This is a genomic window from Bifidobacterium sp. A11, assembly GCF_000499185.1.
GTDB classification, from domain to species: domain Bacteria; phylum Actinomycetota; class Actinomycetes; order Actinomycetales; family Bifidobacteriaceae; genus Bombiscardovia; species Bombiscardovia mizhiensis.
In genome coordinates, this window is sequence record NZ_AWUO01000012.1 from 1 (window position 1) to 26,579 (window position 26,579).

The following is a 26,579-nucleotide window of genomic DNA, read 5'->3' on the forward strand; positions in this document are numbered from 1 at the left end:
GGGGGCGCGTCGGCCGCTGATCAATGCCAAGGTGGTCTCCTCGGTCATGGATGTGGCCGCCGTCCGCTATGACAAGAAGGGCGACGATCACTACGACGTGGCTTCGGCCTTCATCAAGTCCATGCGGGGTTCTGACGTGGATGCGGCCCTGCACTATCTGGCTCGGATGATCCGGGCAGGCGAGGATCCGCGCTTCATCGCCCGACGGATCATGATCGCCTCTGCCGAGGAGGTGGGCATGGCCTCTCCGGAGGTGCTGGAGATCACGGTCGCGGCAGCCCAGGCCGTGGCCATGGTGGGCATGCCAGAGGCCCGGCTGATCCTGGCCGAGGCAGTCATCGCCGTGGCCACTGCACCCAAGTCCAACGCCTCCTACCTGGCCATCAACCAAGCCTTGGAGGACGTGGACGCCGGGCATATCGGCCAGGTGCCCCTTCATTTGCGCAACGCTCCCACCAAACTGATGAAGGCCTGGGGCAACCATGAAGGCTATCAGTATGCGCACGATGCGCCGGATGCAGTAGCACCGCAGCAGTACATGCCGGACGAACTGGTCGGGCGACGCTACTATCACCCCAATGATCGGGGCTATGAGCGTCAGCTGGGTCCACGTCTGGAGGCCATCAGGGCCATCCTGGACAGGGCCGCCGGGCCGGAGGGAAACGCCGGGTCTGGGCAATGACCGTCCAGACTCCTATACTGGTCACCCAATAGACGTTGAGCAGCCACACAATGACCGAAACGCCGCAGGGTTCAGGCCTTCCATATTGACGGTCGCCATGCTCCCACAAGGAGCCTGTCGCTGTCGGCAGGTCTGGCATGGACGCATGGGGCATGCCTCATGCACGGGCGCGAGGGTGACGATGTCGACAGCGGTCATTGACAATGCAGACATATCCGAACAATCCAAAGGTCTCGGCGTGGCCGAGGACGACCTGGCGGTCCGCGAGATTACCCGGCGAGTAGACAATGCTCGTGAATCGGCTACTTTTTACAAGATCGTGGCCCTGGTGGCCGCGGGAATGCTCATGGACAGCATCGATGTCTATGTGGGCAGCGCTGTAGCCAGTTCAGCCTTGAGCACCGGATGGTCCACGGTCGCCCAGAACTCGCTCTTCCTGTCGGCTGGCTTCCTGGGGCTCCTGGTGGGCTCGTTGCTGGCCGGATTCATCGGAGACCTGCGGGGGCGCAAGACCGCCTATCAGATCAACCTGCTGCTCTTCGGCGGCTTTACCCTGCTGGGCGCTCTGGCCCCGAACATGGCCATCCTCTCGGTCTGCCGGCTGGGGGCTGGCCTGGGGCTGGGCGCCGAAATCGTCACCGGATTCTCCATGGTCAACGAATTCGCTCCCATCAAGCATCGCGGCCGTTGGAGCGCCATCGTCTCACTGGTGGCCAACACCGGAGTGCCTCTGGCCATGCTTCTGTGCGCCTGGATCATTCCGCGCTGGTCCTGGCGGCCGCTCTTCGTGGGCATTGGTCTGGCAGCGGCGTTGATCTGGTACCTGCGGCGTGACATCCCTGAGTCCCCTCGCTGGCTGGCCCTGCATGGGCGGATGGACGAGGCTGTCCAGGTGGTCGAGCTTCTGGAGGCCGATAATGGCCGGGGAGGATCAAGCTCCGGTTCTGCCAGCGGTTCCGCACTTGATGGAAGGAACGAGGGTGGCGAGCCATCCGCCAAGGCCTCGGGTAGCGTTGTTCGCGGCCTGATTGTGGCCACCGTGGCGGTCTCGGCCACCAACGTCTGCTCCTACGCCTTCACCTCCTGGGTGCCCACCATCCTGCTCAAGCGGGGCATAAATCTGAGCGGATCCCTGTGGATCAGCACCCTGATGATGCTGGGCGCCCCCTTGGGCTGCCTGATCGGATCCCTGCTTCTGGACCGGATCGGCCGCAAGCGGATCATCGTCACGGCCTTCCTGCTGACGGCGGTCTTTGGACTGCTCTACGCTGCGCAGACCAGCCAGGTCACGGCCATTCTGGTGGGCATCATGCTCATGGCCAGCCTCTACGTTCTCATGTCTTCGGTGGTGGCCGTCTATGCGCCTGAGCTCTTCCCGACCACGGTCCGCTTCCGTTGTGTGGGCATTGCCAATGCCGTTGCCAAGCTCTGCAATGTGCTCATGCCCGTGCTGATCGGTGCCATGCTCAGCGTATGGGGAAGCACCTCAATCTTCGTCACCATCAGCCTGGTGGCCCTGGCCTCCATGCTGGTCGTGGGCCTGATGGGTTGGGAGACCTCAGGCCGTTCGGTGGGCTGATTCTCAGTATCCGGGATCAGAGCTGATTGGCCAGCAGCCGGTTGTAGACGCAGCGCAGCTCAGTCTGAAAGGTCTCGGGGTCGATATCGGGATTCTGCTTGAACAGGTCGGTCCACCAGTTGTTGACCGACCTGATCCGTTTGCGCGCTATCTCTGCGCCCGACCTGGTCAGGGCGATGATATTGACCCGGTGATCGGCGGGGTTCTGTTCGCGACTGACCAGGCCCTGAGCTTTCAAAGCCTTGAGATCCCTGGCCAGCAAGCTGGGGTCTACGCATAGATCCCGGGCGATCTGACGCTGGCTGAGGCCTGGATGATCATAGAGATATACGATCAAATCACCTTGGGTGCCCCGTAAGGTGGAGTCGCCTGTATACCGGCTGGTGTCGTTGCGTGCATGCCGGTAGATTCCGGCTATGCAGCTACTCAGGTTGTGGTAGTGGCTCTTCTTCAACATCGCTGCTGCCCCCTAGCTGATAAGGAAGATCACAGAGTTCGGCGGACATGGTTGTCCGCATGGACCCCTTCGGCGCCGTTCCCCTTCCAGGCCTATTTTCGACAAGTCCCTAGCCTTGGCCCTATATGAACAACGCATTTTTCATCATATCAATACCGTCGACACCATGGGGATGATCCACGATCAGGACAGGGACTGCCCATTCGCGAGGCTGTTCGGGTCAGCATCTGGCGCAACAGGATCCATGGAAGTCGGGGACTATCACCGTCATTGCTCCACGGTATGCTAAGATGTTCGCTTTTTAGTGCTGAGATCTGGAAAGGACTGGCATGCGGGTACTGGACTTCGACGGCACCATCTACGATGGCGAGAGCCTGCTTGACTTCTACCTGTTCACTGCCCGCAAGGATCCGCGGGTGCTGCACTACCTGCCGATTGCCCTCTTCTACGCCGTCCGCTATCGTCTGGGCCGGGTCACCCTGGAGCAGCTGGACTCGGCCATGCGTCGGGTGGGATCGCGCTACCTGCGTCGGCTGACCTCGCGTCCCGGCTTTGACATGGACCGGCTGGTCAACCAATTCTGGGATGCCAACATGCACAAGATCATGGATTGGTACACGCCCCAGGCTGACGACGTGGTGGTGACCGCCTCCTTCGATCTGGTGGCCGGGGAGGCCTGCCGCCGACTGGGCATCACCCGCTGCATCGGCTCCACCCTGGATCTGGAATCCCTGACCGTGGGCTACCTCAACTTTGGGCCTGACAAGCCTCGGCACTTTCAGCAGATTCTGGGTCAGAAGACGGCCATCGACGCCTTTTACACCGATTCCGCCTTCGACCTGCCCATGATCGATCTGGCGCGGCGAGCCTACATGGTGGAACATGGCCGGGTTCGCCGCATCAAATAGGTCAACCCTGCCAATTGCCGCCTAGATCCGTCGGCGGGTTCAGCCCCGACCAACCCTGCTATCGTTCTGCATAGAAGCAAGTGAGCATAATGGCATGCTGAGAACGAGGGAGGGCTTCTTGTGAAAGAGCCGGCCACGATACTGATTGTCGATGATGACAAGGATCTGGGCGAGATGTTGTCGATAGTGTTGCAGACAAAGTCCTACAGGCCAGTGACCTGCACGGATGGGTCCAGGGCAGTGGAGATATTCCCTACGGTGGAACCTGATCTGGTGCTGCTGGACATCATGTTGCCCGGCATGGATGGGATTGGCATCGCCCGTTGGATCAGATCCAGATCCAATGTCCCCATCATCATGCTGACGGCCAAGTCTGATACCAAGAACATCGTCGAGGGTCTGGAGGCCGGAGCCGATGATTATGTGGTCAAGCCCTTCAGCACTGACGAGCTCCTGGCCAGGATCCATGCCCGCCTGCGCCCGGTCTCGGTCCGCACTACACAAAACGGGCAGGGATTGCCGGCCATCATTCACGGCCTGATAGAGATCAATCGGCAGAAACACACTGCGGTCAAGCGAGGCATTCAGCTTTCCCTGACCCCGACCGAGTTCGAGCTGCTCTATGTGCTGGCATCACACCCAGGTGAGGTGCTTAGTCGGGCAGAGCTGTTGCGAAAGGTCTGGGACTATCAGGACATGGGCGATACCCGCCTGGTCAACGTCCACGTGCAGCGTCTCAGGCAGAAAATCGAAGACGATCCCGAAAACCCAAGAATCATCGAGACTGTTCGTGGAATCGGTTACAAGTATGCGGCTGAGCAGCCAGGATCATGAGCACCCGCACCAGGCCCAAGGGCGCGTCCACAGTCGGGAAGTCTCTGCGCAGGCTCCGCAGAGCGGTCGGGAGCTCTTTGCAGGTACGTATGGTCCTTCTGGCGACGGTTTCGGCGCTTTTGATCGGCATCGTCTTTATGACAGCATCCCTGTATTCGGTCAGGACCTCCCTCTTGAACCAGGTTCTGCGACAGGCACAGGCCGACTTTGCTGCCGAGCTGAACAGGGCTCAGGGGGGACTTGACTCAGCAGACATCTCCGACGACGAGGGGAGCTATCAAAAGCTGGTGGTCAATATGGCAGCAAATGTTCAGAATGAGGGGGCCCCTAACATGGTTGGGGTCTTCATTTGGCCAGATGACTCCACAGCCCGCAGATTCGTCCCCGTATCGACGGCCCCGGGGGACAGCGACCTGATCACTCCGGAAATCAGGAATGCCGTCGTCTCCAATGGCAGCCACTCATACTCGCAGATGATCAATACGGCCGACAAGGGCCAGTACCCGGTCCCGGGCATCGTCATGGGGTCCATGTTGAGGCCGGCCACCACCGGAGGGATCGAGTTCTACGCCATCTACTCCTTTGCGGACCAGCAGCGCTCCGTTCTCTCCGTGCAGATGGCCCTTCTCGCGGTCAGCGTGGTGACCAGCGTGGTGATGGGGATCATCGTGTTCCTGGCCCTTCACTCGGTCATCCGTCCGGTGACCAAGGTGGCAGGTGCCGCCAAGGGATTGGCCCAAGGGGAGTCGGACGTCCGGGTCACCGAGGACCGAACCGATGAGCTGGGCACCCTGCAGCGTTCCTTCAACGTGATGGCTGATTCCATCAATGAAAAGATCGGTCAGCTGGAGGAGGCCGAAGCCTACCAACGCAGGTTCGTTTCGGACGTCAGCCATGAGCTGCGAACCCCGGTCACCACCATCCGCATGGCCACGGACCTGCTTTTCCAGAGTCGGGACGACCTGGATCCAAACAAGCGCAGGACTGTGGAATTGCTGGATAAACAGGTGTCGCGCTTCGCCAGCATGCTTGAGGATCTTCTCGAAATATCCAGGTACGAGGCTGGTCAGACATCGCTGAATCCGGACCTGTGCGATGCCTGCGATCTGGTTCGCAAGGTGGTGCAGCAGGTCGCCCAGATAGCCGGAACCAAGGGGGTTGCAGTGAATGCGCTCCTTCCCGACCACAAGGTGATGATCACCGTCGATGCCAACCGTTGTACTTCGATTCTGCGCAACCTGGTCAACAATGCCATCGATTTCGCTGAGGACGGGCCGGTGCAGCTGCGGCTGGCCGTCTCGGAGCAGGCCGTGGTATTCAGTGTGCGCGACTGGGGAACCGGCATTGCGCCCGAAGACCTGACTCATATATTCGAACGGTTCTGGCGAGCCGATCCCTCACGGTCTCGATTGACGGGCGGTACAGGTCTGGGGCTGTCGATAGCTCTGGACAATACCAATCTCATGCATGGGCTGCTCCAGGTGCGCTCGCAGATCGGGCAGGGGACCTGGTTCCTGCTGACCCTGCCCAGGGATGTCTCCGAGCAACTGGATCAGGGCAGTGCGCCGGTTCGATTCCAGCCTGGCCAGGGTCTGGATGTGGAAGGCTCCTTTGAAGAGGCTGCATCATGAGTGTTTTCAGATCCTTCCGTTGGCCAAGAGCCCTTCGCTCTGTGCGGATGCTGGGTCTGTGTGCCGCCATGGTGGTTGCCCTGGTCGCCGGAGGTTGCTCCATTCCATTCGGACTGCCTACTTCCGGGTCGGTTCGTCAGCTCAGTCCCGTCGAGAATCAGCCCCATCGGGTCTTTTCCTCCCCGGAGGGTCCTGTGGACGGAGCCGGACCTGAGAGCATCGTCAAGGGCTTCCTGGCGGCTCTGCCTACCGGCATTCAAAGCGATGGCTTTGCTGTCGCCAAGTCCTACATGACCAAGCGGGCCTTTGCGGGATGGGACTTCAATGCATCCGTCTCGATCTACAAGGGTTCCCCTGTCTATGACCGCGTGGATGACGAGGGCAGCGGGAAGAGGACCGCCCTGGACCTGACGACCGAGTGCATCGGCTCCTTGGACGCCCATGGCATATTCTCCGTCACCGAGCAGGACTGCGGCTCAGGGTACAGGACCGAACGGTTTGAGCTTGCTAAGGTTCGCGGTCAATGGCGGATCAGCAAGGCCCCGGCGGGGATAGTGATCTCTTCGGATGATTTCATGCAGGTCTACCGTCAGGTCGTCATCTATCAGTTCCCCCTGGCCAAGGGTGTGCCTGTTCCTGACAACCGTTGGTTCGGCTGGCGCAACTGGAGGACCCTGGCCCTGAAGGAACTGCTGAAGGGCCCTCCGGCTTGGCTACGGGATTCCGTGACGAACTTCAATACCGCCAAGGTCTCCCTGGCGGTCGACGCGGTGCAGCAGGTCAAGGGAAGCATGGAAATCAAAGTCAGCAGCTCCTTCGCCACCCTGAGCAGCGAAAACAAGGCCATGCTGGTTCATCAGATGCGGATGCTCTTGGGCGACGGCAACGGCGAGTTTGATCTGCGCGTGATCGATGCGTCAGGGATTGATTACTCCCACGCGGATGATGATCTGACCCTGGCCTCAGGGCAGACTTCCAACCGCATCTACAGTCTGGGCAGCAGCGGGGTGGTAGGTTTCAACTCCTCGAACCTGATCAGGGTCGGACAACCCCCCGTCTTTCATGAGCCCAAGGGGCTGGTCTTTTCCTCCAATGGCGGAGCGCTGCTGTCCGATCATGGCCAGGTGACCTGTCTGAAGCCTGATGCTTCATCCTGCGGGAAACTGTTTGCCGACACGCCCATTGCCGCCATAACCGGCAGTCTGACCGATGAGATCTGGGCGGTCAGGCAGAGCGATTCCGCCATCCTGGTCGATACAGGCAAGCCGGACGCCCTGGAATTCACCCTGCCTTGGCTGCATGGGCGGCGTGTGGTTGCCCTGGCTCTGGCGCCTGAGGGGCAGCGTCTGTGCCTGGTGCTCGACGACGGCTCGCAGGGTATGAACACCCTGGTCATGCTGGGTATTGTCCGAGGCGAGAATCAGCGGCCCAAGGGCTTGAGCGACCAGATCCAGGTCATCGCCCGACATCGGGACATCAGGGCCTTAACCTTCTACAACGACAACACCCTGGTATACAAGGATGGCGACATGGATGCGGGCGGCCATTCCCAGATCGCCCCCGGCCCGGAGACGGTCCAGCATCTACCGGCCGGAACCACAGGCTTGGCTGCAGGGCAGGTCAATCAGATGCAGAGTCTGATCGCCCTGGACCGTTCGGGCATTGTCCATTGCTTGTCCGGAGCCTTGGAGGGCATGTGGTACATCATTGATTCCCAGGTGGATACGGTTACCAGCGGCAGGTAACAAACACAAGGATGCGCGGTATCGACTGCGGATCGACTGTGGCCTATTGGTCAATGTGATTGAACTGTTATCGATTTGTTATCGCAGCGCCTTGAGCTCGGTGAGCGGAAAAACCATACTGAAAATCGTGGATGTCATCATCGATGATCATAATGCTGTGGCTTCGATGCTGACTACTCAAGGAGGAGAACAATGAATACAGTACTGAAGAAGGCGCTGACCATCGCCACGGCCTCGGCTGCGGTCTTGGCCATGGGAGCTTGCGGGTCTTCCGGATCCAGCTCCAGCAAGGGCGGCGACAAGCAGAAGACCATCGGGTTTGTGGCTGTAGGTCCCGAGGGCGGCTTCCGTACGGCTAACGAGAACGATCTGAAGAAGGCCTTCAAGAACGCCGGATTCAACATGATCTATTCGCCGACCCAAAACAACGATCAGCAGAAGCAGATCCAGGCCTTCAACAAGTTCGTCAATGACGAGGTGGATGCCATCGTCCTGTCCTCCACTGAGGACAGCGGCTGGGACGAGTCCCTGAAGAAGGCCAAGGAGGCCGAGATCCCGGTCTTCCTGGTCGACCGCAACGTGCAGACCAAGGATGAGAGCCTGGTTGCCTCCCACATTGGGCCTTCCAACGAGTGGGCAGGACAGCAGGCTGCGGAGTTCGTCAACAAGAACTTCCCTGATGGAGCCAATGGCCTGATCCTGGAGGGCCCTGCCGGCCTGTCGGTGGTCAAGGACCGCCAGAAGGGTTGGGATTCCAAGGTCGGTGGCAACATCAAGGTTCTGGAGAGCCAGTCGGCCAACTGGTCCACTGACGAGGCCAAGACCGTGACCGCCGGACTGCTGGATAAGTACAAGAGCCAGAATGTCCAGTTCATCTTCGCGCAGAACGACGAGATGGGCCTGGGTGCTGCACAGGCTGTCGATGCCGCAGGTCTCAAGGGCAAGGTCAAGATCATCACCATCGATGGCACCAAGCCTGCTCTGAAGGCCCTGATCGACGGCGACCTGTCGCTGGTGATCGAGTACAACCCGCTCTTCGGCGAAACGACCGCCAAGACCGTCAAGGATTACCTGGACGGCAAGAAGGTCAAGAAGAACATCGTCATTGATTCGAAGGTCTTCACCGCCGATGAGGCCAAGAAGGTCATCGATTCCAGAGCGTACTGATCTATCGCTGATCGCATAGGAAACAGGACGGCGCACCCGGGAAGGTTGCGGTACGCCGTTTTTCATGGGCGGGAAAGGGTCTTGGGACCTCGGTACCGCCCCTCGATCAGCATTCAGTTTGATGAGGCAAGACAATGACAAAAGAAGAACCCTTGGTCTCCATGAAGGGAATCAGCATTGAATTCCCTGGTGTCAAGGCGCTCGACAATGTCGATCTGCGTCTGTTCCCCGGTGAGGTCCATGCCCTCATGGGGGAGAACGGTGCAGGCAAATCGACCATGATCAAGGCGCTCACCGGGGTATACAAAATCAACGCGGGAACCATCACCGTCAACGGCCAGAACAGGATTTTCAACGGCACAGCCGATGCGCAGAACGCCGGCATCGCCACGGTCTACCAGGAAGTCAACCTGTGCACCAACCTGAGCGTGGGCGAGAACGTTATGCTCGGGCACGAGGTGAGGGGGCACCTGGGCATTAACTGGCGCAAGACCCATGAGGCAGCCAAAACCTATCTGGCCCAGATGGGACTGACGGATCTGGATCCCCACACTCCGCTCAATGAGATATCCATAGCCATGCAGCAACTGGTGGCCATCGCCAGGGCCATGGTCATCGATGCCAAGGTCCTGATCCTGGATGAGCCGACATCTTCGCTGGATGCCAATGAGGTTCAGGATCTGTTCCAGATCATGCGCAAGGTCAGGGACAGGGGCATCGCCATACTTTTCGTTTCCCACTTCCTGGACCAGGTCTACGAGATCGCCGACAGAATGACCATTCTGCGCAACGGCAAATTCGTCGAGGAGACCATGGTCAAGGACATGCCGCGCGATGTCCTTATTACCAAGATGATCGGCAAGAACGCCGACGAGCTCTCGCTGATCGGTACCAAGTCGAGGAAGGAAATACCCCAGGCTACAACGGACCGGCCCCTGGCCAGCGTCCGCGGCTTCGGCAGAAAGGGCAGCATCTACCCCTTCGACATGGATCTCTTCAAGGGCAAGATCATGGGACTGGCCGGCCTGCTGGGTTCCGGCAGAACCGAAATCGGCCGTCTGCTCTTCGGCGCAGACAAGCCCGACAAGGGCACCTACACCTTTGATGGGAAGAAGATCTCCATCGACAGCCCGGCCACCGCCCTGAAGAACCGAATCGCCTACTCCACGGAGAACAGAAGGGATGAGGGCATCATCGGCGATCTGACGGTCAGGGAGAACATCATCCTGGCCCTCCAGGCCACCCGGGGCATGTTCAGGCCTATCCCCAAGAAGGAAGCCGATCGGATAGTCGACAAGTACATCAAGGAGCTCAACGTTCGCCCGGCCGATCCCGATAGGTTGATCAAGAACCTGTCAGGCGGAAACCAACAGAAGGTCCTACTGGCCAGGTGGCTGGCTACGGATCCGGAGCTGCTGATCCTGGATGAACCGACCAGGGGAATCGACATCGGCGCCAAGGCGGAGATTCAGCAGACGGTGCTGGATCTGGCCGCCCAGGGCATGAGCGTGGTCTTCATCTCCTCCGAGCTCGATGAGGTCGTCCGCTTGTCCGATCAGATAACCGTCCTCAAGGACCGTCACAAGATCGACCTGATGGACAACGACGATACGGTTTCCCAGCAGACCATCGTGGAAGACATAGCCAACACCTCGGTCTCTGGACAATCTCAAGGAAAGGAGGAAAGATGAGCAAGCCCGCCAAGCAGCAATCGGAGGATGAAGGTCCATCCTTCCTGCGCCGTATATTCGGCAATCAGCTGATTTGGAGCGTGGTCGCCTTCCTCGCGCTGATTCTGGTCTGCACGCTGGTTGATCACTCCTTCCTCAGCCTGTCATACAATCCGCGTACAGGTGGCCTGGCAGGACCCCTGATCACCATGATCCAGGAGTCTGCACGATACCTGATGATCGCCACCGGCATGACCCTGGTCATCTCGACCTCGGGCATCGATCTCTCGGTCGGCTCGGTCATGGCCGTGGCCGGAGCTGCAGCCATGCAGATGCTGATCAACGGGGTGAACGTCTGGATGGCCATTCTGATCTCCCTGGCCGTGGGTCTGGTCCTGGGCTGCATCAACGGCGCCCTGGTCTCCATCCTGGGACTCCAGCCCTTCATCACCACGCTGATCATGATGCTGGCAGGCAGGGGACTGGCCAAGGTCATCACCAATGGCCAGAATGCCGACGCTTCAGGTGTGGCCGGCAGCGGACCATTGCGCTGGATGGCCAACGGTTTCATTCTGGGAATCCCGGCCAATTTCGTCATAGCAGTGATCATTGTCTGCCTGGTCGGTCTTCTGATGAGGAAGACGGCGGCCGGCATGATGATCGAGTCGGTGGGCATCAACCAGGAGGCCAGCCGAATGACCGGCATCAAGCCTCGGCGGATCCTCTTCCTGGTCTATGCCATCTCCGGTCTGCTGGCCGCTGTGGCAGGGCTCTTCGCCACTGCATCAGTGATGAGGGTCGACGTAGTCAAGACCGGTCAGGACCTGGAGATGTACGCCATTCTGGCTGTGGTCATTGGAGGCACCTCCCTGCTGGGCGGCAAGTTCTCGCTGCTGGGGAGCGCTTTCGGCGCCGTGATTATTGCGATGATCCGCAAGACCATCATCACCCTGGGCATTGATTCAGCCGCCACGCCAGCCTTCTTCGCTGTGGTGGTCATCATCATCTGCGTCATGCAGGCGCCCAAGGTGCACAACGCGGTCGCTGAGTTCAAACGCAGGCGTGCCATGAGGCAGTCTGCAAAGGTGGTGGCATGATGAAGAAGAGTGCAAGCAGACAAACAGGTTTCCGGCTGAGCCCTAGGGCCATTCCGACAGTTGCTGCCGTGGTCATCTTCCTGCTCATGCTGATCATGGGCCAGGCGCTCTTCGGCACCTATATCCGGCTAGGATTCATGTCCTCCCTGTTCATGGATCACGCCTACCTGGTGATCCTGGCAGTAGCCATGACCTTCCCTATCCTCACCGGCGGCATCGATCTGAGCGTGGGGGCCATAGTGGCCATCACCGGCGTGGTCGGTGTCAAGCTCATGATTGCCGGTGTGCCGGCGTCACTGGTCATCGTCATCATGATCGCCATCGGTGCGATCTTTGGACTCCTGGCCGGTGTGCTCATTGAAGAGTTCAACATGCAGCCCTTCATCGCCACACTGTCCACCATGTTCCTGGCCAGGGGCATAGCCTCCATCATCTCGACCGATTCGCTCAATATGCCGCAGAACAACAACTTCAGCTGGATCGGCGGCGAGGGACTGAAGATCATCGACAACCCGAAGATTTCCAACGACCTTTCGTTGAACTTCGGTGTGATCGTCGCCCTGGTTGTCGTGGCGGTCAGCTACGTCATCCTCCACAAGACCAGGACGGGCCGTACCATCTACGCCATCGGTGGTTCACGGTCTTCGGCTGAGCTGATGGGCCTTCCGGTCAAGCGGACGCAGTATGTCATTTACCTGACCTCGGCCGTCCTGGCCTCCATCGCCTCCATCGTCTATGTGGCTGGCATCGGTTCAGCCAAGAACACCATGGGCGTCGGATGGGAGCTGGACGCTGTGGCTGCGGTCGTCATCGGCGGCACCCTGATCACCGGCGGTTACGGCTACGTGCTGGGTTCTGTCATAGGTGCGTTGGTCCGCTCGATCATCGATCCTCTGACCTCGGACTTCGGCGTTCCTGCCGAGGCCGTCACCATCGTGGTTGGTCTGATGATCCTGGTCTTCGTCATCCTCCAGCGTCTGGTGACCTTCGTCAGAAAGGAATGAAGCAGAGTTTTCCTGGATGATCTGAATGGGGGCTGATGCCGTGGCGATTGCGGCATCAGCCCCCATTTGCGCTGCTGGTTCATGATTCGAAGGGGAAGACCAATCCCCACTGACGGCGCAGAGAGTCCATGAGCTCCATGATGCGCAGGGTGTCCTTGTGGGGCATCTGGGCGCACTCGGTCTTGCCATCCAGGATGGCCTGTGCCGCGCTGGACACCTCATACTCATAACCGGTCAGCTGGTCGGGAATGGGGTAGTGCTTCTTCAATTGGTGATCCGCGTCGTACAGGTCGATGGACTCCACGTTGTTGATGTTGGCGCACTGCAGGTAACCCTGGTCTCCCCAGATGCTGCCGATCCGGTCACTGGCCGAGACCATGGAGCTGGTCGCCGCGCCCATGGATCCATCCTGGTAGAAAATGGTTGTGGAGTTCTGGCTGTCGACGCCCTCCGGGCTGCGGACCCAATCCGTGCAGACCCGCTCAATAGGCTTGGGTCCCATGACCATGTCAATGAAGTTGAGTGGGTAGACACCTACGTCGAGCAGAGCGCCACCGGCCAGGGCCGGGTCGGTCATTCTGGCCTTGCCCACGGTCACATATCCCAGGTTGGCGGTGACCGTTCTGATGGTGCCGATTTCCCCTGAGGAGACGATGTCGTCGATGATGGAACGCGAGGGCATGTACCTGGTCCAGATGGCCTCGGTGCAGAGCAGGCCGGTGCTCTCGGATGTATCAATGACTTGCCTGGCCTGATCGGCGTTGGCGGTGAAGGACTTCTCGACCAGCACGTTCTTTCCCGCCTTCATGCAGGCGATGGCCTGTTCGGCGTGGAGGCTGTGAGGCGTAGCGATGTAGACCAGATCCACATTAGGATCGTCCATGAGCTCCTGGTAGGACCCATAAGAATGCTCGAATCCATATTTTTTGGCGAAGGCGGCTGCGCGATCCCCGTCCCTGGAAGCCACGGCGTAGGGGGAGATCAGATGACTGTACTGCGAGTCCTGAGCCATCATGACCACCGTCTTGGCCAGGGCATTGGCTATCCGTCCGGCGCCGAGAATGGCAAAGTTGACCCGCATGCCCTTCTGCTCAGCCTCTTGTCGTTTGCCGTTCAATCTACTCATCCTTGACTCCTTCGTTTGGATGGTCATCTGCTGTGATGGCCTCATACAATTTCTGCAGGGTTTCCTGGGCATGGCGGGCATCCAACTGGCACTCCCAAACGGTGAATACCCGCCAGCCCATGGCTTTCAGTTTTTTGCCCTGCTCCTGATCCCGCAGACGGTTCCTTGTCAGCTTGGTAGTCCAAAATTCCACATTGGATTTGGGAAGCGAGAATTTGGCACAGCCCTGATGCATGTGCCAGAAACAGCCATTGACGAATACCATGGCCCGCCACTTGGGCAGTACCACATCAGGATGGCCCGGATACCTCTTGTCGTTTTTGCGAAACCGCAGACCGCGTGAGAAGAGATAGGACCGGACCTGGCGCTCTATTGATGTTTCCGTGCCCCTGATGCGGGACATGGTGTAGCTGCGTGTGCCGGGCTGGAATCTACTGGCTGTTTTTCTTGAAACCATCCCCGGCCCGGCTCAGAGGATTTCGACGCTGTTGATGAAGACCGGCTCAAGGGGACGGTCACCCGAGTCGGTGGCCACGGCGTCCAGCTTGTCGACCACCTTCCGGGAATCATCATCGGCCACCTGGCCGAAGATGGTGTGATGACCGTTCAGCCAGGGGGTTGGCACGGTGGTGATGAAGAACTGTGATCCGTTGGTGCCGTGGGTCTTCCCGGTGGCGGGGTCCCGGCGCAGCCCTGCATTGGCCATGGCCAGCTTATAGGGTTCGTCAAAGGTCAGGGAGGGGTCGATCTCGTCATCGAACTCGTAGCCGGGGCCGCCTGTGCCCGTACCCAGCGGGCAGCCGCCCTGGATCATGAAGTCCTTGATGATCCGGTGGAAGGTAAGCCCGTCGTAGAAAGGATCCTGACGCTTCTGGCCCGTCTCGGGGTCGGTCCAGTCCCTGCGGCCGGCGGCCAAATCGAGGAAGTTGGTTACGGTTTCAGGGGCCTGATCGTCAAAGAGGTCCAGGCGAATATCGCCCTCTGAGGTATGCATAATGACTGTGCTCATGTCCCAATCCTTTCATAAGACGGCGACGCGCACCGAGGATCCGAAGGGCATCAGGGCCAGGCGGGCCATCTTGAAGGCCTGCAGGCCGAAGGGTATGCCCACCACGGTCAGCATGGTGACCAGCCCGGCCGCCAGATAGGCCAGAGCCAGCCACCAGCCGCCCAGGATGATCCAGAGCAGGTTGGCCAGCCAGGATCCCAGTCCGCCGCCATAGATGACCTGTCGGCCAAAGGGGGTCAGGGTCAGTCTGGCCATCTTGAAAGCCTGGATGCCCAGGGGGATGCCCACTACGGTCAGGCAGAGCACGATGCCCACCAGGGCCCATGCCAGGGCGATGGCCAGTCCTCCCAGCACTAGCCAGCAGATGTTGCCGATCAGGCGCATGTTGGTCCTTCCGTCAGAGTGGCGGTGACGGCCTTGGCACAGGCGGTCACTTTCTCGATGATGCAAGTCAGTCGTTTCTCCCGCTGCTCGGGCGCAAGCTCCTGGTCCAGGGCATCAATCAGTCGCATGCCGGATTGAACGATCCCTCGCGTCACCTCCACGCCCATGGCCGGGTCTGTTGGGCGCAGGGCTGTCCATGCCTGGATCAGCGGCTGGTTGACCTGCCCGTGGAAGTCCAGCAGGGCTTGGATCTGCCGGTCTGTGGACCGATCGTTCCTTGGTGCGGGCTCATGAGGATTCGATGGGCTGCCGTAGATCAGAGCCTGGCGTAACTGCTCGTCATGCTGCTCGGCGTAGAGGTTCATCAGCCAGCCGTGTCCGTGTAGCCCCGCCTGTTCAAGATTGGTGCGGGTCCAGACCTCGATCGTCCGGCGCGGGTCCTCAGTCGTGCCCAGAGCCTGGTCCAGGGCGCGACCCCAGTCCGGCAGATGCCGTTCCATGACCATGTCGCAGAGCTGGTCGGCATCCCGGGCGTAGCGGTAGAGGGAGTTGCGGGCCAGATTGGTGCGTCGGGCCACCTCGGCCATGGTCAGCTGGCCGCGTCCGCCGGTGCGCAGGATAGCCTCGGCGGCGGCGATGATCTGATCCAGGGTTTTGGCACGGTGCTCCTGGAGCGTGGATTCGCGAATCCTGGGCATGATCCTCCTCGGTCCGGCCTGCTGGGTGCAGCGATCGTGAATCGGGCTGGGCCGGTCATGGGGCATATGATATGGCCTATTTGCAGTAGAGCCAAGTTGCCAGGACCGGTTCAGCGTGCGGCTTGTCCGCGCTGAGAGAACTTGCCAGACAAGTTTTCGCGACGTATAGTCGCAAAAAATCGCAGAACAGGGTGAGGGGAGATCTGATGACCGGATCGGCCAGTATGGACTTGAAGAAGGGCAGCCAGAAGAATCGTCAAGAGTCTCAGGAGGCGGCACCGCCCTGGCGCGCCCTCTGGGTGTTGGCTCTGGGTCTGGCCATGATCGTGCTGGATTCGTCCATCGTCAACGTCTCCATACCTTCCATCATCGCTGCCATCCACATCAACCTGGCTCAAGCCCAGTGGGTGACCGCCCTCTACAGCATCGTGCTGGCGGCCCTGCTTCTGCCTTCCGGCCGACTGGGGGACATGATTGGACGCAAGCGCATCCTGCAGGTGGGCACGGTCATCTTTGTACTGGGTTCCGTCTTCGCCGCATCGGCTTCCTCCGGCACATTGCTGCTTTTGGCCAGGTTTGTTCAGGGAATCGGCGGCTCCCTGGTTATGCCTTCCACCCTGTCTACCGTGTCCGCTACTTTCCGGGGTCGGCACCGGGCCACTGCATTCGGCATCTGGGGGGCCGTCATGTCGTCCGCAGCGGCGGTCGGCCCCTTCCTGGGCGGGGTCTTCACCAGCACCATCGGATGGCGGTGGATCTTCCTGGTCAATCTGCCCCTGGGACTGATCGTCTTCCTGGCCAGCGCAGTCTTTGTGCCAGAGACCAAGTCAGCACCCAGGCAGGCCGGCGACCGGTGGGGGATGCTTGCCGACTGGAAGGGCATACTCCTTTCGGCCCTGGGGTCGGCCCTGGTGGTCTTTGCGCTGATCGAGGGGCAGACCTACGGCTGGTGGCGTCCCCGCGCCGCACTTGAGCTGGGCCCACTGCACTGGTCTGCATCGGCGCCCCTGTCGCCGGTTCTGGTCAGTCTGCTCCTGGGGCTGGCCCTGCTGGCCGCCTTTGCGCTGACCGAGTTGGCCAGGGCGCGCAGGGGCAAGATGGTCATCCTGGATGTATCCATGTTCGCCATCGGCACCTTCGGCTGGGGCAACCTCACGGCCGCCATCGTCAACGCCGGTCAGTTCGCGGTCATGTTCATCCTGCCCCTCTATCTGATCAACGCCAGAGGCCTGAGTCCATTGGGAGCCGGATCCATCCTGGGTGTCATGGCTCTGGGGTCGGTTGTTTCGGGCGGCCTGGCCCGGGTGGTCTCGGCCCGTCTGGGAGCCGGCGGCACGGTCCAGACGGGCCTGCTGATGGAGATCGTCGGCGTGGCCCTGTCCATTCTGCTCATGCGTGGGTCGGTACCTGTTTGGCCCATGACCCTGACTCTGATTATTTACGGTGCCGGCCTGGGCTTTGCCTCGGCACAGCTGACCAGCCTGGTGCTCTCGGGAGTTCCGGTGGCTCAGTCCGGCCAGGCTTCGGCTACCCAGTCCACCATCCGCCAGTGGGGAACCGCCTTGGGCGCCGCAGTCTCTGGTTCCGCCCTCTCCCTGGCTCTGAGCCTGGTGCTGCCGAGGCATCTGACGGCCCTCAAAGGTATCTCGGCGCAAATGGCTGATGGTCTGGTCAGATCGGTTCAGTCTTCTGCCGGAAACGCCATTGTCGGCATGCGAGCTCAGGGCACCCGGGGCCGACTGGGAGCCTTGGGTCCCCAGGTGACCAATGCCTTGACCGAGGGATTCACCCAAGGCGCCCAGTGGGCCATGTGCTTCGCAGTCCTGCTGCTTCTTCTGGGACTGGTCGCCTCGGTGCTGGTGCGTCGTGCCGCCCGTAAGGCTGGCGCCGATAAGATCTGAGGCATCCGCGACCCTGCCTTCTTCGGGTTCGGCACCGCATGGGGTTGTCTGCCCGTCGGCCGGCCCTGGCACGGTTTAGAATCATGGATATGGGCATACAAGAGGAACAGCCGCGGCGGGATGGCGATCTGCTGGTGGCTCTGGCTCAGATCGACACCTGTGTGGGCGATCTTGACGGCAACGCTGACATTATTATGGACTACTCCCGAAAGGCGGCTGGGCAGGGGGCGACCCTGGTGGTCTTTCCCGAGATGAGCCTGACCGGTTACCCAATCGAGGACCTGGCATTCCGCGCCAGCTTTCGTCGGGCCGCCTGGTCTCGGGCTGACCGTCTGGCCAGGCAGCTGGAGGAGAAGGGTCTGGGCAATCTGTATGTGATTGTGGGGACCGTGGGCACCGATACGGATCAGGACCGGCCCCGCAACCGGCTGGTGGTCCTGCACCAGGGTCGGGTCGAGGCCGGCTACGACAAGCACTTCCTGCCCAACTACGGGGTCTTTGACGAGTACAGGATTTTCACCCCGGGGGATAGGACCGTGGTCCTGGAGGTGCAAGGGCACCGGATAGGGCTGGCCATCTGCGAGGACATCTGGCAGGAGGGCGACCCCATCAGTGACCTGGCTGGCCGGGACATCGACCTATTGGTGACCATCAATGGCTCCCCCTTCGAGGAGGGCAAGGGGCATGTCCGCTACGAGCTGGCGACTCGTCGGGCCAAACAGGTCGGCGCGCCTTTGCTCTACCTGAACCAGGTGGGCGGGCAGGACGACCTGGTCTTTGACGGCGGCAGTTTCGTGGTGGATCAGGATGGCACCCTGCTGGAGCGCTCGCCCAGATTCGTTCAGGATCTGTCCACATGGACCCTGCCTGCATCAGGGGAGCGCCCCCTGCCCAGCAAGTCCTGCATGGTCGAAGAGATGCCTGGGGACGAGGAGGTCTATCGGGCCTGTGTGCTGGGTCTAAAAGACTATATGGCCAAGAACCACTTCACGGGTGTCTGCCTGGGTCTGTCGGGCGGGATCGACTCGGCCCTGGTGGCCACCATGGCCGCCGATGCCTGCGGAGGGGAGCATGTGCGTGGCATCTCCATGCCCAGCCGTTACTCCTCGGAAGGTTCCCGGGATGATGCCGCCGACCTGGCCCAGCGTCTGGGCGTGCGTTACGTGGTTCAAGCCATAGGCCCGGAATTCGACGCCTTCCAAGGGCAGTTGCACCTGGAAGGAGTTGCTGAAGAGAACCTCCAGGCCCGGATACGCGGCGTCATCGTCATGGCCTACGCCAATGCCGAGGGGCTTCTGGCCCTTGCCACGGGCAACAAGTCCGAGCTGGCCTGCGGTTACTCAACTATCTATGGCGATGCAGTAGGCGGCTACGCGCCCATCAAGGATCTGCTCAAGACCCGGGTCTGGCAGCTGGCCCGCTGGCGCAACGCCCAGGCTCAGGCAAGAGGCGAACGTGAGCCCATCCCGGTCAATTCCATCGTCAAGCCGCCCTCGGCCGAGCTGCGACAAGGGCAGAAGGACTCTGATTCCCTGCCTGACTATAGCCTGCTCGATAAGGTCCTCGAGGCATACATCGAGCATGCCCACGGTCGGGCTGATCTTCTGGCCGATGGTTTCGATCCCGATACGGTCGACACGGTCATGCGGCTGGTGGATCGAGCCGAGTGGAAGCGGCGCCAGTATCCGCTGGGACCCAAGGTCACCTCCCTGGCCTTCGGTCGTGATCGTCGGCTGCCCGTCACCAACGCCTTCAGGGAGTGATCGCCATGGGTTCCGAACAGGAGAGGACGGCATGGTACTTCAACACCGTCACCGGCATACCCGAGCAGGGCAAGCTGTCTCCCGAGGACAGGCGGATGGGCCCCTACCGCAGTAGGCAGGAGGCCCTCGATGCCTGGAAGATCGCCAAGCGCCGGAACAAGGAATGGGATGAGGAGGACCGTCGTTGGCGCCAGGCCTGGGAGGGAGAACCTGAGCAGGGACAGTCATCAGCTGACAGATGAAGCTCCAGCCGGATCGGCAACCTGTCTTGGCGACCAGTTGGCTGAGCAATCAGAACGGATGGGGACTCAGGCCGTGTGCCGGGCGAGTTTGCTAGATATGGGCGTGGCGGCCATTGCGAGTCCGCCTTCAGTGTGATATAGCTCACGTCGCGATTCGGTTTCCCGTGGTATTGCGCCCCCTATACTTGAAAGTGACAGTGGTGTGAGGAAGCGCCATTGACCATATCAACAAGGAGTTGACTATGACAGCAGTTGAGACCAACACCGTCTCTCCCGCAGAGCTGCAAGCCAAGGCTTGGAAGGGCTTCAAGGGCGAGGACTGGAAGAAAGACATCGACGTTCGCGACTTCATTCAAAAGAACTACACGCCGTACACCGGTGACGAATCCTTCCTGGCACCGGCCACGGAGAAGACCAAGTTCCTGTGGAATTACCTGGACGATAACTTCCTTGCCGTGGAGCGCAAGCAGCGCGTCTACGACGTGGACACCCACACTCCGGCGGGCATTGACGCCTTCCCGGCCGGATACATCGACGGCAAGCCTGCCGGCGAGACTCAAGACGACGTGATTGTCGGCATGCAGACCGACGTTCCCTGCAAGCGTGCGATGATGCCCTACGGCGGCTGGCGCATGGTTGAGCAGGCCCTCAAGGAGGCCGGCAAGGAGCCCGACCCCGAGGTCAAGAAGATCTTCACCCGGTATCGCAAGACCCACAACGATGGTGTCTTCGACGTCTACACCAAGAGGATCAAGCTGGCCCGCCACAACAAGATTCTGACTGGTCTGCCCGATGCTTACGGCCGCGGCCGTATCATTGGCGACTACCGTCGTGTGGCCCTGTACGGCATTGACGAGCTGATTGCTCGCAAGAAGGCCGACAAGGATTCGATTCCTTACCGCAACGACTTCACCGAGGAAGAGATCGAGCACTGGATCCGCTTCCGCGAGGAGCACGCTGAGCAGATCAAGGCTCTGAAGCAGCTGCTGACTCTGGGCAAGGAGTACGGCCTGGATCTGAGCCGTCCTGCCATGAACGCCAAGGAAGCTGTCCAGTGGACCTACATGGCCTACCTGGCCTCGGTCAAGAGCCAGGACGGCGCCGCCATGTCCATCGGCCGTCTGTCCGCCTTCTTCGACGTTTACTTCGAGCGTGATCTGGCCGCTGGTCTGATCGACGAGACCGATGCTCAGGAGATCATCGACAACATCGTGATGAAGCTGCGCATCGTGCGCTTCCTGCGGACCAAGGACTACGACAACATCTTCTCCGGCGACCCCTACTGGGCCACCTGGTCCGACGCTGGCTTCGGCGACGACGGCAGGCCCATGGTCACCAAGACCTCCTTCCGTCTGCTGGCCACCCTGACCCTGGAGCACCTTGGACCCGGCCCTGAGCCCAACATCACCATCTTCTGGGATCCGAAGCTGCCCGAGGGCTACAAGCGCTTCTGCGCCCGTATCTCCATCGACACCTCCGCCATCCAGTACGAGTCCGACAAGGACATTCGCGCCCACTGGGGCGATGACGCTGCCATCGCCTGCTGCGTGTCTCCTATGAGGGTCGGCAAGCAGATGCAGTTCTTCGGCGCCCGTGTCAACTCCGCCAAGGCTCTGCTCTACGCCATGAACGGCGGCCGTGACGAGATGACCGGCATGCAGGTCATCGACAAGGACGTAATCAAGCCTGTCACCCCCAAGGAAGACGGTTCTCTGGACTTCCAGGAGGTCAAGGACAATTACGAGAAGGCCCTGGAGTGGCTGAGCGAGACCTACGTCGAGGCCCTGAACATCATCCACTACATGCACGATAAGTACGACTACGAGTCCATTGAGATGGCCCTGCACGACAAGGAGGTTTACCGCACCCTGGGTTGTGGCATGTCCGGCCTGTCCATCGCCGCTGACTCCCTGTCGGCTATCAAGTACGCCAAGGTCTACCCGATCTACAACAAGGATGCCAAGGGCACTCCTGAGTATGTCGAGGGCGCTGACGACGACCTGATCGTCAACTACAAGACTGTTGGCGAGTTCCCGATCTACGGCAACGATGACGATCGCGCCGACGACCTGGCCAAGTGGACTGTGTCCACCGTTATGGGCCAGATCAAGCGCCTGCCCGTCTACCGTGGCGCTGTGCCGACCCAGTCCATTCTGACCATCACCTCCAACGTGGAGTATGGCAAGAACACCGGGTCCTTCCCCTCCGGCCACAAGAAGGGCACCCCGTATGCTCCCGGCGCCAACCCCGAGAACGGCATGGATTCGCACGGTATGCTGCCCTCCATGTTCTCCGTCGGCAAGATCGACTATGACGATGCCCTGGACGGCATCTCGCTGACCAACACGATCACCCCTGACGGTCTGGGCCGCGACGAGGATGAGCGCATTAACAACCTGGTGGGCATCCTGGACGCCGGCAACGGCCACGGGCTCTACCACGCCAACATCAACGTCCTGCGCAAGGAGCAGCTGGAGGATGCCGTCGAGCACCCCGAGAAGTACCCGCACCTGACCGTGCGCGTCTCGGGCTACGCCGTCAACTTTGTCAAGCTGACCCGCGAGCAGCAGCTCGACGTGATCTCCCGCACCTTCCACCAGGGCGCGGTGACCGACTGATCGCACTTGTGCGATAGTCAACCGTTGATGAGACGGTGAATCATGGGGCGGGGCGCACCAAGGCCCCGCCCCCTTTTCGTCTTTTTCAGGAGGATCCGATGACGGAGACCACCACCTTCCGTACCACACAGCCGCACATGCTGAAGGAATCCAAGGTCTACCAGAGCCAGACCCTGATGGGCGGCCTTTCGGGGTTCGAATCGCCCATAGGACTGGATCGCCACGACCGAATGAATGCCCTGCGCACGGGCGACATTGGTTTTGTTCACTCCTGGGACATCAACACTTCAGTGGACGGGCCGGGCACAAGGATGACCGTCTTCATGAGCGGATGCCCCCTGCGTTGCCAGTATTGCCAGAATCCGGACACCTGGAAGATGCGGGATGGCCAGCCCGTATACCTGCAAGCCATGATCGACAAGGTGGCCCGCTACCAGGATCTTTTCAAGAGCACGGGCGGAGGAATCACCTTCAGCGGCGGCGAATCTATGATGCAGGCCGCTTTCGTCTCAAGGGTCTTCCGAGCCGCCAAGGAAATGGGCGTCCACACTTGCCTGGACACCTCGGGCTTCCTCAACCGCAACTACACCGATGCCATGATTGACGACATCGACCTGTGCCTGCTGGATGTCAAATCCGGCGATGAGGCCACCTACAAGAAGGTGACCGGCGGTACGCTGGCCCCTACGATCGAATTCGGCAAGCGTCTGGCTGCACGCGGCAGCAAGATCTGGGTTCGCTTCGTGCTGGTGCCGGGGCTGACCGACTCAGAGGAGAACGTCGAGAACGTTGCGCGGGTATGCGAACAGTTCAAGGATGCGATTGAGCACATTGATGTGCTTCCCTTCCATCAACTGGGACGGCCCAAGTGGCATGAGCTGCGTATCCCCTACCCGCTCGAGGATGCCAAAGGCCCCTCTGCGGCTCTGAAGGATCGGGTCAAGAAGCAGCTGGAGGCCCACGGCTTCGTGGTCTACTGAGCCTCAGGACCCAGGAGGAACCAGAATAATTGCTTGTAACTCCCCACGGCAGATGTCGTGGGGAGTTTTGTTTGCCTGAGTGAAGGCCCGCCGGCCAATCAGCAAATGACTGGCACGAAGAATGGATGGCTTGGGAAATGGCTGACCATGTTAATCGGTAAATTGTCGACGAGGTCTGCTCAGCAAATGATTATCGGTGGGTTGAGGCCATGGACTATGCTTTCAGGCGTGTGTTTTCCGGGCCGATCGGCCCGGTGGCGTGATGGAAGACAAACTACAAAAGAGGTTGAGCGCAGGTGACCACGGAACCTAAGACGCAGCTGCTTTCAGAGCCCGCCCAGGGTGTACCGTCGGTCATCGACGATATGGACGGATACCACCGGGCCTGTCGGTTGCTGTCTCAGGGGAGCGGTGCACTGGCCGCGGATGCTGAACGGGCCTCGGGCTTCCGCTATGGCCACGACGACTATCTGGTCCAGTTCAAGCGCCAGGGGGCGGGTATATTCCTGCTGGACCCACCAGCTCTGATGCAAGCGGGCTGCGACTGGTCGGAATTCAATAAGGCTGTCGATGGGGCCCAGTGGATCATTCATGACTCCCCTCAGGATCTGCCTGGCTTCTATGCATTGTGCATGAGGCCCTCATCGCTCTTCGACACCGAGCTGGCGGCCAGGATGCTCAACCTGGGTCATTACGGCCTGTCTGCAGTGACTGCGCACTATCTGGGACTGACGCTGGCCAAGGAGCACTCTGCCGCTGACTGGTCCTACCGCCCTCTGCCCCGTGATTGGCGTAATTACGCCGCCTTGGACGTGGAGCTGCTGGATCAAGTGCGAACGCGAGAGCTGGAGGACCTGCGCCGTCACGGCAAGGATGAGTGGGCCAGGCAGGAATTCGCCTGGCTGCTGGAGCAGGGCAAAATCCCCAAGCCGGAGCCTGAGCAGCCCTGGCGGCATATCTCGCATATCAACTCCCTGCACAATGACCGCCGAGGCCTGGCTGTGGCCCGTTCGCTGTGGACCACCCGAGACCAGCTGGCCAGAAGCAACGACATAGCACCGACGCTCCTTCTGCCTGACAAGGCCATCATCGAGGCAGGCAGGCTCAAGCCCCGCAACAACGCCCAGTTCCGAGCCATCCGATCCTTGAACGAGCGGGTCAGAATCCACACCGGCGGCGAGCAGGACCGCATGTTCGAGCGCTATGCGCCCATCCAGCGCCGGGTCAGGCCCTCGGTATGGAAGCAGGCCATTCTGGATGCCTTGCATCTGCCCACCGAGGAACTGCCGGTGCCTCCCAAGCCTCGGTGTGAAGAGACCAACGCCCCCAAGTCCATGCAGGTCTGGCGGCACCGTCATCCGGACCGGTTTGCCAGGCTGGAGGCAGCCCGCAAGGCGGTGACTGAAGTGGGACGCCAGACCAACACCCCCGACGATATTCTGATCAAGCCCCGCTACCTGCGCAACCTCTGCTGGACCGATCAACCGGAGAAGCGTGACGTAGCCGACTTCCTGCGTCAGGAGGGTGCCCGTCCCTGGCAGGTTTCGCTCCTGTCAGAGTCCCTGACTCGCGCTATTATGTAACGGTTGCCTTACTGGCAGATCAAACGGTTTGGATGAATTGGAGCGCAGCGTGAAAATCAGCGTCAGAAACCTCGAGCCCACCAAGGTCAGGCTCACCATCACCGTCGATCCCGATGAGCTGAACCCCTACCTGGATCAGGCCCGTAAGGAGATCGGCAAGCAGGTGACCATCCCCGGCTTCCGTAAGGGCCATGTGCCCGGACCCATCATCGATCAGCGCGTAGGCTTTGCCAGCGTGGCGGGCGAGGCCGTCAACGCCGGCGTGCCCGAGCTCTACTCCAAGGCCCTGGAGGAGAAGCAGCTGCACGCCATGGCCCAGCCGCAGATCGATGTCAAGGACATCCCCTCCTCCGCTAAGGACGACACCAAGCTCAAGTTCACCGCCGAGGTGGAGATTCGTCCCAAGTTCGAGCTCCCCGACATTGAGGGCATGGAGATTGAGGTCCCCAAGCCCGCCGTCACCGACGAGGACGTGGACAAGCGTCTGGACAACCTGCGTCAGCGTTTCGGCACCCTGGTCAGTGTGGATCGTCCCGCCTCCAAGGGCGATTACGCCAACATCGACCTGGATGCCGTCATCGACGGCGAGTCCGTGGACTCCCAGCAGGGGGTCAGCTACGAGTTGGGCTCCAACACCATGCTGGACGGCCTGGATGAGGCCCTGGACGGGCTGTCCGCAGGGGAAGAGACCACCTTCGAGGGCACCCTGGAGGCCGGTGAGCACCAGGGCGAGAAGGCCCAGATCAAGGTCAAGGTCAACTCGGTCAAGGCCGAGGAGCTGCCCGACCTGGACGACGAGTTCGCCAAGGAGGCCTCGGAGTTCGAGACCCTGAAGGAGCTGCGCGAGGACGTGCGCAAGCAGTGCCAGGTGGATGCCGAGGGTCGGCAGGCCACTGACGCCCGCGACGCCTTCATTGCCAAGCTTCAGGACGGCCTGGACATCCCGGTGCCCAAGGGCATCAAGCAGTCCATGGTGACCGATCAGCTCAAGAACACTGGTAAGGATCCCGACAAGGCCAGCAAGGACGAGAAGGCCGAGGCCGAGAAGAGCGTGGAGAAGGAGCTGCGCGACCAGATGACCCTGGACGCTCTGGCTGAGAAGCTGGGCATCACGGTCAGCCAGGCCGACGTGACCAACTTCCTGGCCTCCATCGCCCAGCAGTATGGCATGGATCCCAGCGCCTTCATCAACGGCATCGTCCGCAACGGACAGCTGGGTTCTGCTGTGCAGGAGGTCGGCCGCTCCAAGGGCATGCTGGCCGGCATGCGGGCCGTCACCTTCAAGGATCCCGATGGCCAAGAGGTGGACCTGAGCCGCTTCCTGGGCGAGGATGAGCCCGAGGCCCAGGAGGAGCAGGACGAGAGCGTCCAGGCGGCCTCCGCCGCGGCTGAAGTGGCTGACCAGCTCTCCCAGGATCAGGAGTAGCTTTCAAAGCAGCGAATAGGGCCGCACCCAGTGGCGAAACAGCCTGGGTGCGGCCCTGTCGTAGCGGTTGCGCAA

General features: G+C 60.7%; 22 protein-coding genes and 1 pseudogene. 17 read left to right on the forward strand and 6 right to left on the reverse strand.

What is annotated here, in order from left to right; genetic code table 11:
- Both P273_RS0107910 and P273_RS0107915 read left to right on the forward strand, forming a co-directional pair.
- Positions 1 to 682: pseudogene (locus P273_RS0107910) on the forward strand (replication-associated recombination protein A); the annotation flags it as partial.
- Between the two features lie 181 nt (positions 683 to 863).
- Positions 864 to 2,261 (forward strand): MFS transporter, encoded by a 1,398-nt coding sequence (locus tag P273_RS0107915; RefSeq protein WP_155804741.1) that lies wholly within the window; start codon positions 864 to 866, stop codon positions 2,259 to 2,261.
- A gap of 16 nt (positions 2,262 to 2,277) precedes the next feature.
- Here P273_RS0107915 and P273_RS09360 read toward each other — a convergent pair whose 3' ends face one another.
- Positions 2,278 to 2,718 carry a MarR family winged helix-turn-helix transcriptional regulator gene (locus P273_RS09360; protein ID WP_024627916.1) on the reverse strand — a complete coding sequence of 147 codons (441 nt, stop codon included), beginning with the start codon at positions 2,716 to 2,718 and terminating at the stop codon, positions 2,278 to 2,280.
- Positions 2,719 to 3,047: 329 nt separating this feature from the next.
- Between P273_RS09360 and P273_RS0107925 the strand changes: the two genes are divergently transcribed.
- From P273_RS0107925 to P273_RS0107960, 8 genes are all read left to right on the forward strand, one after another.
- Positions 3,048 to 3,626: a haloacid dehalogenase-like hydrolase gene (locus P273_RS0107925; RefSeq protein WP_024627917.1), complete on the forward strand. Its 579-nt coding sequence runs from the start codon at positions 3,048 to 3,050 to the stop codon at positions 3,624 to 3,626.
- Positions 3,627 to 3,746: 120 nt separating this feature from the next.
- The gene (gene mtrA / locus P273_RS0107930) at positions 3,747 to 4,460 is read left to right on the forward strand and encodes an MtrAB system response regulator MtrA (protein ID WP_024627918.1); all 714 of its coding nucleotides are present in this window, start codon (positions 3,747 to 3,749) and stop codon (positions 4,458 to 4,460) included.
- Positions 4,457 to 6,091 carry an MtrAB system histidine kinase MtrB gene (gene mtrB, locus P273_RS0107935; RefSeq protein ID WP_051354177.1) on the forward strand — a complete coding sequence of 545 codons (1,635 nt, stop codon included), beginning with the start codon at positions 4,457 to 4,459 and terminating at the stop codon, positions 6,089 to 6,091. Before mtrA ends, mtrB begins: the two co-directional genes overlap by 4 nt.
- Entirely contained in the window at positions 6,088 to 7,836 is a 1,749-nt protein-coding gene (locus P273_RS0107940; protein ID WP_024627920.1) for an LpqB family beta-propeller domain-containing protein, read from the forward strand. Before mtrB ends, P273_RS0107940 begins: the two co-directional genes overlap by 4 nt.
- A 192-nt stretch (positions 7,837 to 8,028) precedes the next feature.
- Positions 8,029 to 9,003 carry an ABC transporter substrate-binding protein gene (locus P273_RS0107945; protein WP_024627921.1) on the forward strand — a complete coding sequence of 325 codons (975 nt, stop codon included), beginning with the start codon at positions 8,029 to 8,031 and terminating at the stop codon, positions 9,001 to 9,003.
- A gap of 134 nt (positions 9,004 to 9,137) precedes the next feature.
- Positions 9,138 to 10,694, forward strand: coding sequence for a sugar ABC transporter ATP-binding protein (locus P273_RS0107950; RefSeq protein ID WP_024627922.1), 1,557 nt, complete (start codon positions 9,138 to 9,140; stop codon positions 10,692 to 10,694).
- Positions 10,691 to 11,770 carry an ABC transporter permease gene (locus tag P273_RS0107955; RefSeq protein ID WP_024627923.1) on the forward strand — a complete coding sequence of 360 codons (1,080 nt, stop codon included), beginning with the start codon at positions 10,691 to 10,693 and terminating at the stop codon, positions 11,768 to 11,770. Before P273_RS0107950 ends, P273_RS0107955 begins: the two co-directional genes overlap by 4 nt.
- The gene (locus P273_RS0107960) at positions 11,767 to 12,774 is read left to right on the forward strand and encodes an ABC transporter permease (protein WP_024627924.1); all 1,008 of its coding nucleotides are present in this window, start codon (positions 11,767 to 11,769) and stop codon (positions 12,772 to 12,774) included. The genes P273_RS0107955 and P273_RS0107960 overlap by 4 nt, the downstream gene beginning before the upstream one ends.
- Positions 12,775 to 12,853: 79 nt before the next feature.
- Here the strand turns inward: P273_RS0107960 and P273_RS0107965 are convergent, their stop codons facing one another.
- The 5 genes from P273_RS0107965 to P273_RS09630 are packed head-to-tail and all read right to left on the reverse strand — an operon-like array spanning position 12,854 to position 15,991.
- Positions 12,854 to 13,900 (reverse strand): Gfo/Idh/MocA family protein, encoded by a 1,047-nt coding sequence (locus P273_RS0107965; protein ID WP_024627925.1) that lies wholly within the window; start codon positions 13,898 to 13,900, stop codon positions 12,854 to 12,856.
- On the reverse strand, positions 13,893 to 14,357 hold the full coding sequence (locus P273_RS0107970; RefSeq protein ID WP_029676320.1) for a very short patch repair endonuclease: 465 nt from the start codon (positions 14,355 to 14,357) through the stop codon (positions 13,893 to 13,895). Before P273_RS0107970 ends, P273_RS0107965 begins: the two co-directional genes overlap by 8 nt.
- A gap of 12 nt (positions 14,358 to 14,369) precedes the next feature.
- A complete protein-coding gene (locus P273_RS0107975) occupies positions 14,370 to 14,909 on the reverse strand; it encodes a peptidylprolyl isomerase (protein WP_024627927.1) in 540 nt (179 codons plus the stop codon).
- Between the two features lie 12 nt (positions 14,910 to 14,921).
- A complete protein-coding gene (locus tag P273_RS0107980; RefSeq protein WP_024627928.1) occupies positions 14,922 to 15,293 on the reverse strand; it encodes a YccF domain-containing protein in 372 nt (123 codons plus the stop codon).
- On the reverse strand, positions 15,284 to 15,991 hold the full coding sequence (locus P273_RS09630) for a TetR/AcrR family transcriptional regulator (RefSeq protein WP_024627929.1): 708 nt from the start codon (positions 15,989 to 15,991) through the stop codon (positions 15,284 to 15,286). Before P273_RS09630 ends, P273_RS0107980 begins: the two co-directional genes overlap by 10 nt.
- A 206-nt stretch (positions 15,992 to 16,197) precedes the next feature.
- On the opposite strand from P273_RS09630, the gene P273_RS0107990 reads away from it, so the two are divergent.
- From P273_RS0107990 to tig, 7 genes are all read left to right on the forward strand, one after another.
- Entirely contained in the window at positions 16,198 to 17,892 is a 1,695-nt protein-coding gene (locus tag P273_RS0107990) for an MFS transporter (RefSeq protein WP_024627930.1), read from the forward strand.
- A gap of 89 nt (positions 17,893 to 17,981) precedes the next feature.
- Positions 17,982 to 19,655, forward strand: coding sequence for an NAD+ synthase (locus P273_RS0107995; protein ID WP_024627931.1), 1,674 nt, complete (start codon positions 17,982 to 17,984; stop codon positions 19,653 to 19,655).
- A 5-nt stretch (positions 19,656 to 19,660) separates the two neighbouring features.
- Entirely contained in the window at positions 19,661 to 19,897 is a 237-nt protein-coding gene (locus P273_RS0108000; RefSeq protein ID WP_024627932.1) for a hypothetical protein, read from the forward strand.
- Between the two features lie 242 nt (positions 19,898 to 20,139).
- Positions 20,140 to 22,515, forward strand: a complete 2,376-nt coding sequence (gene pflB / locus P273_RS0108005; protein ID WP_024627933.1) for a formate C-acetyltransferase — start codon at positions 20,140 to 20,142, stop codon at positions 22,513 to 22,515.
- Between the two features lie 98 nt (positions 22,516 to 22,613).
- Entirely contained in the window at positions 22,614 to 23,495 is an 882-nt protein-coding gene (gene pflA / locus P273_RS0108010) for a pyruvate formate-lyase-activating protein (RefSeq protein WP_024627934.1), read from the forward strand.
- 296 nt (positions 23,496 to 23,791) lie between these two features.
- The gene (locus tag P273_RS0108015; RefSeq protein ID WP_024627935.1) at positions 23,792 to 25,078 is read left to right on the forward strand and encodes an HRDC domain-containing protein; all 1,287 of its coding nucleotides are present in this window, start codon (positions 23,792 to 23,794) and stop codon (positions 25,076 to 25,078) included.
- A 49-nt stretch (positions 25,079 to 25,127) separates the two neighbouring features.
- Positions 25,128 to 26,504, forward strand: coding sequence for a trigger factor (gene tig / locus P273_RS0108020; protein WP_024627936.1), 1,377 nt, complete (start codon positions 25,128 to 25,130; stop codon positions 26,502 to 26,504).
- The last annotated feature ends 75 nt before the right edge of the window (positions 26,505 to 26,579 follow it).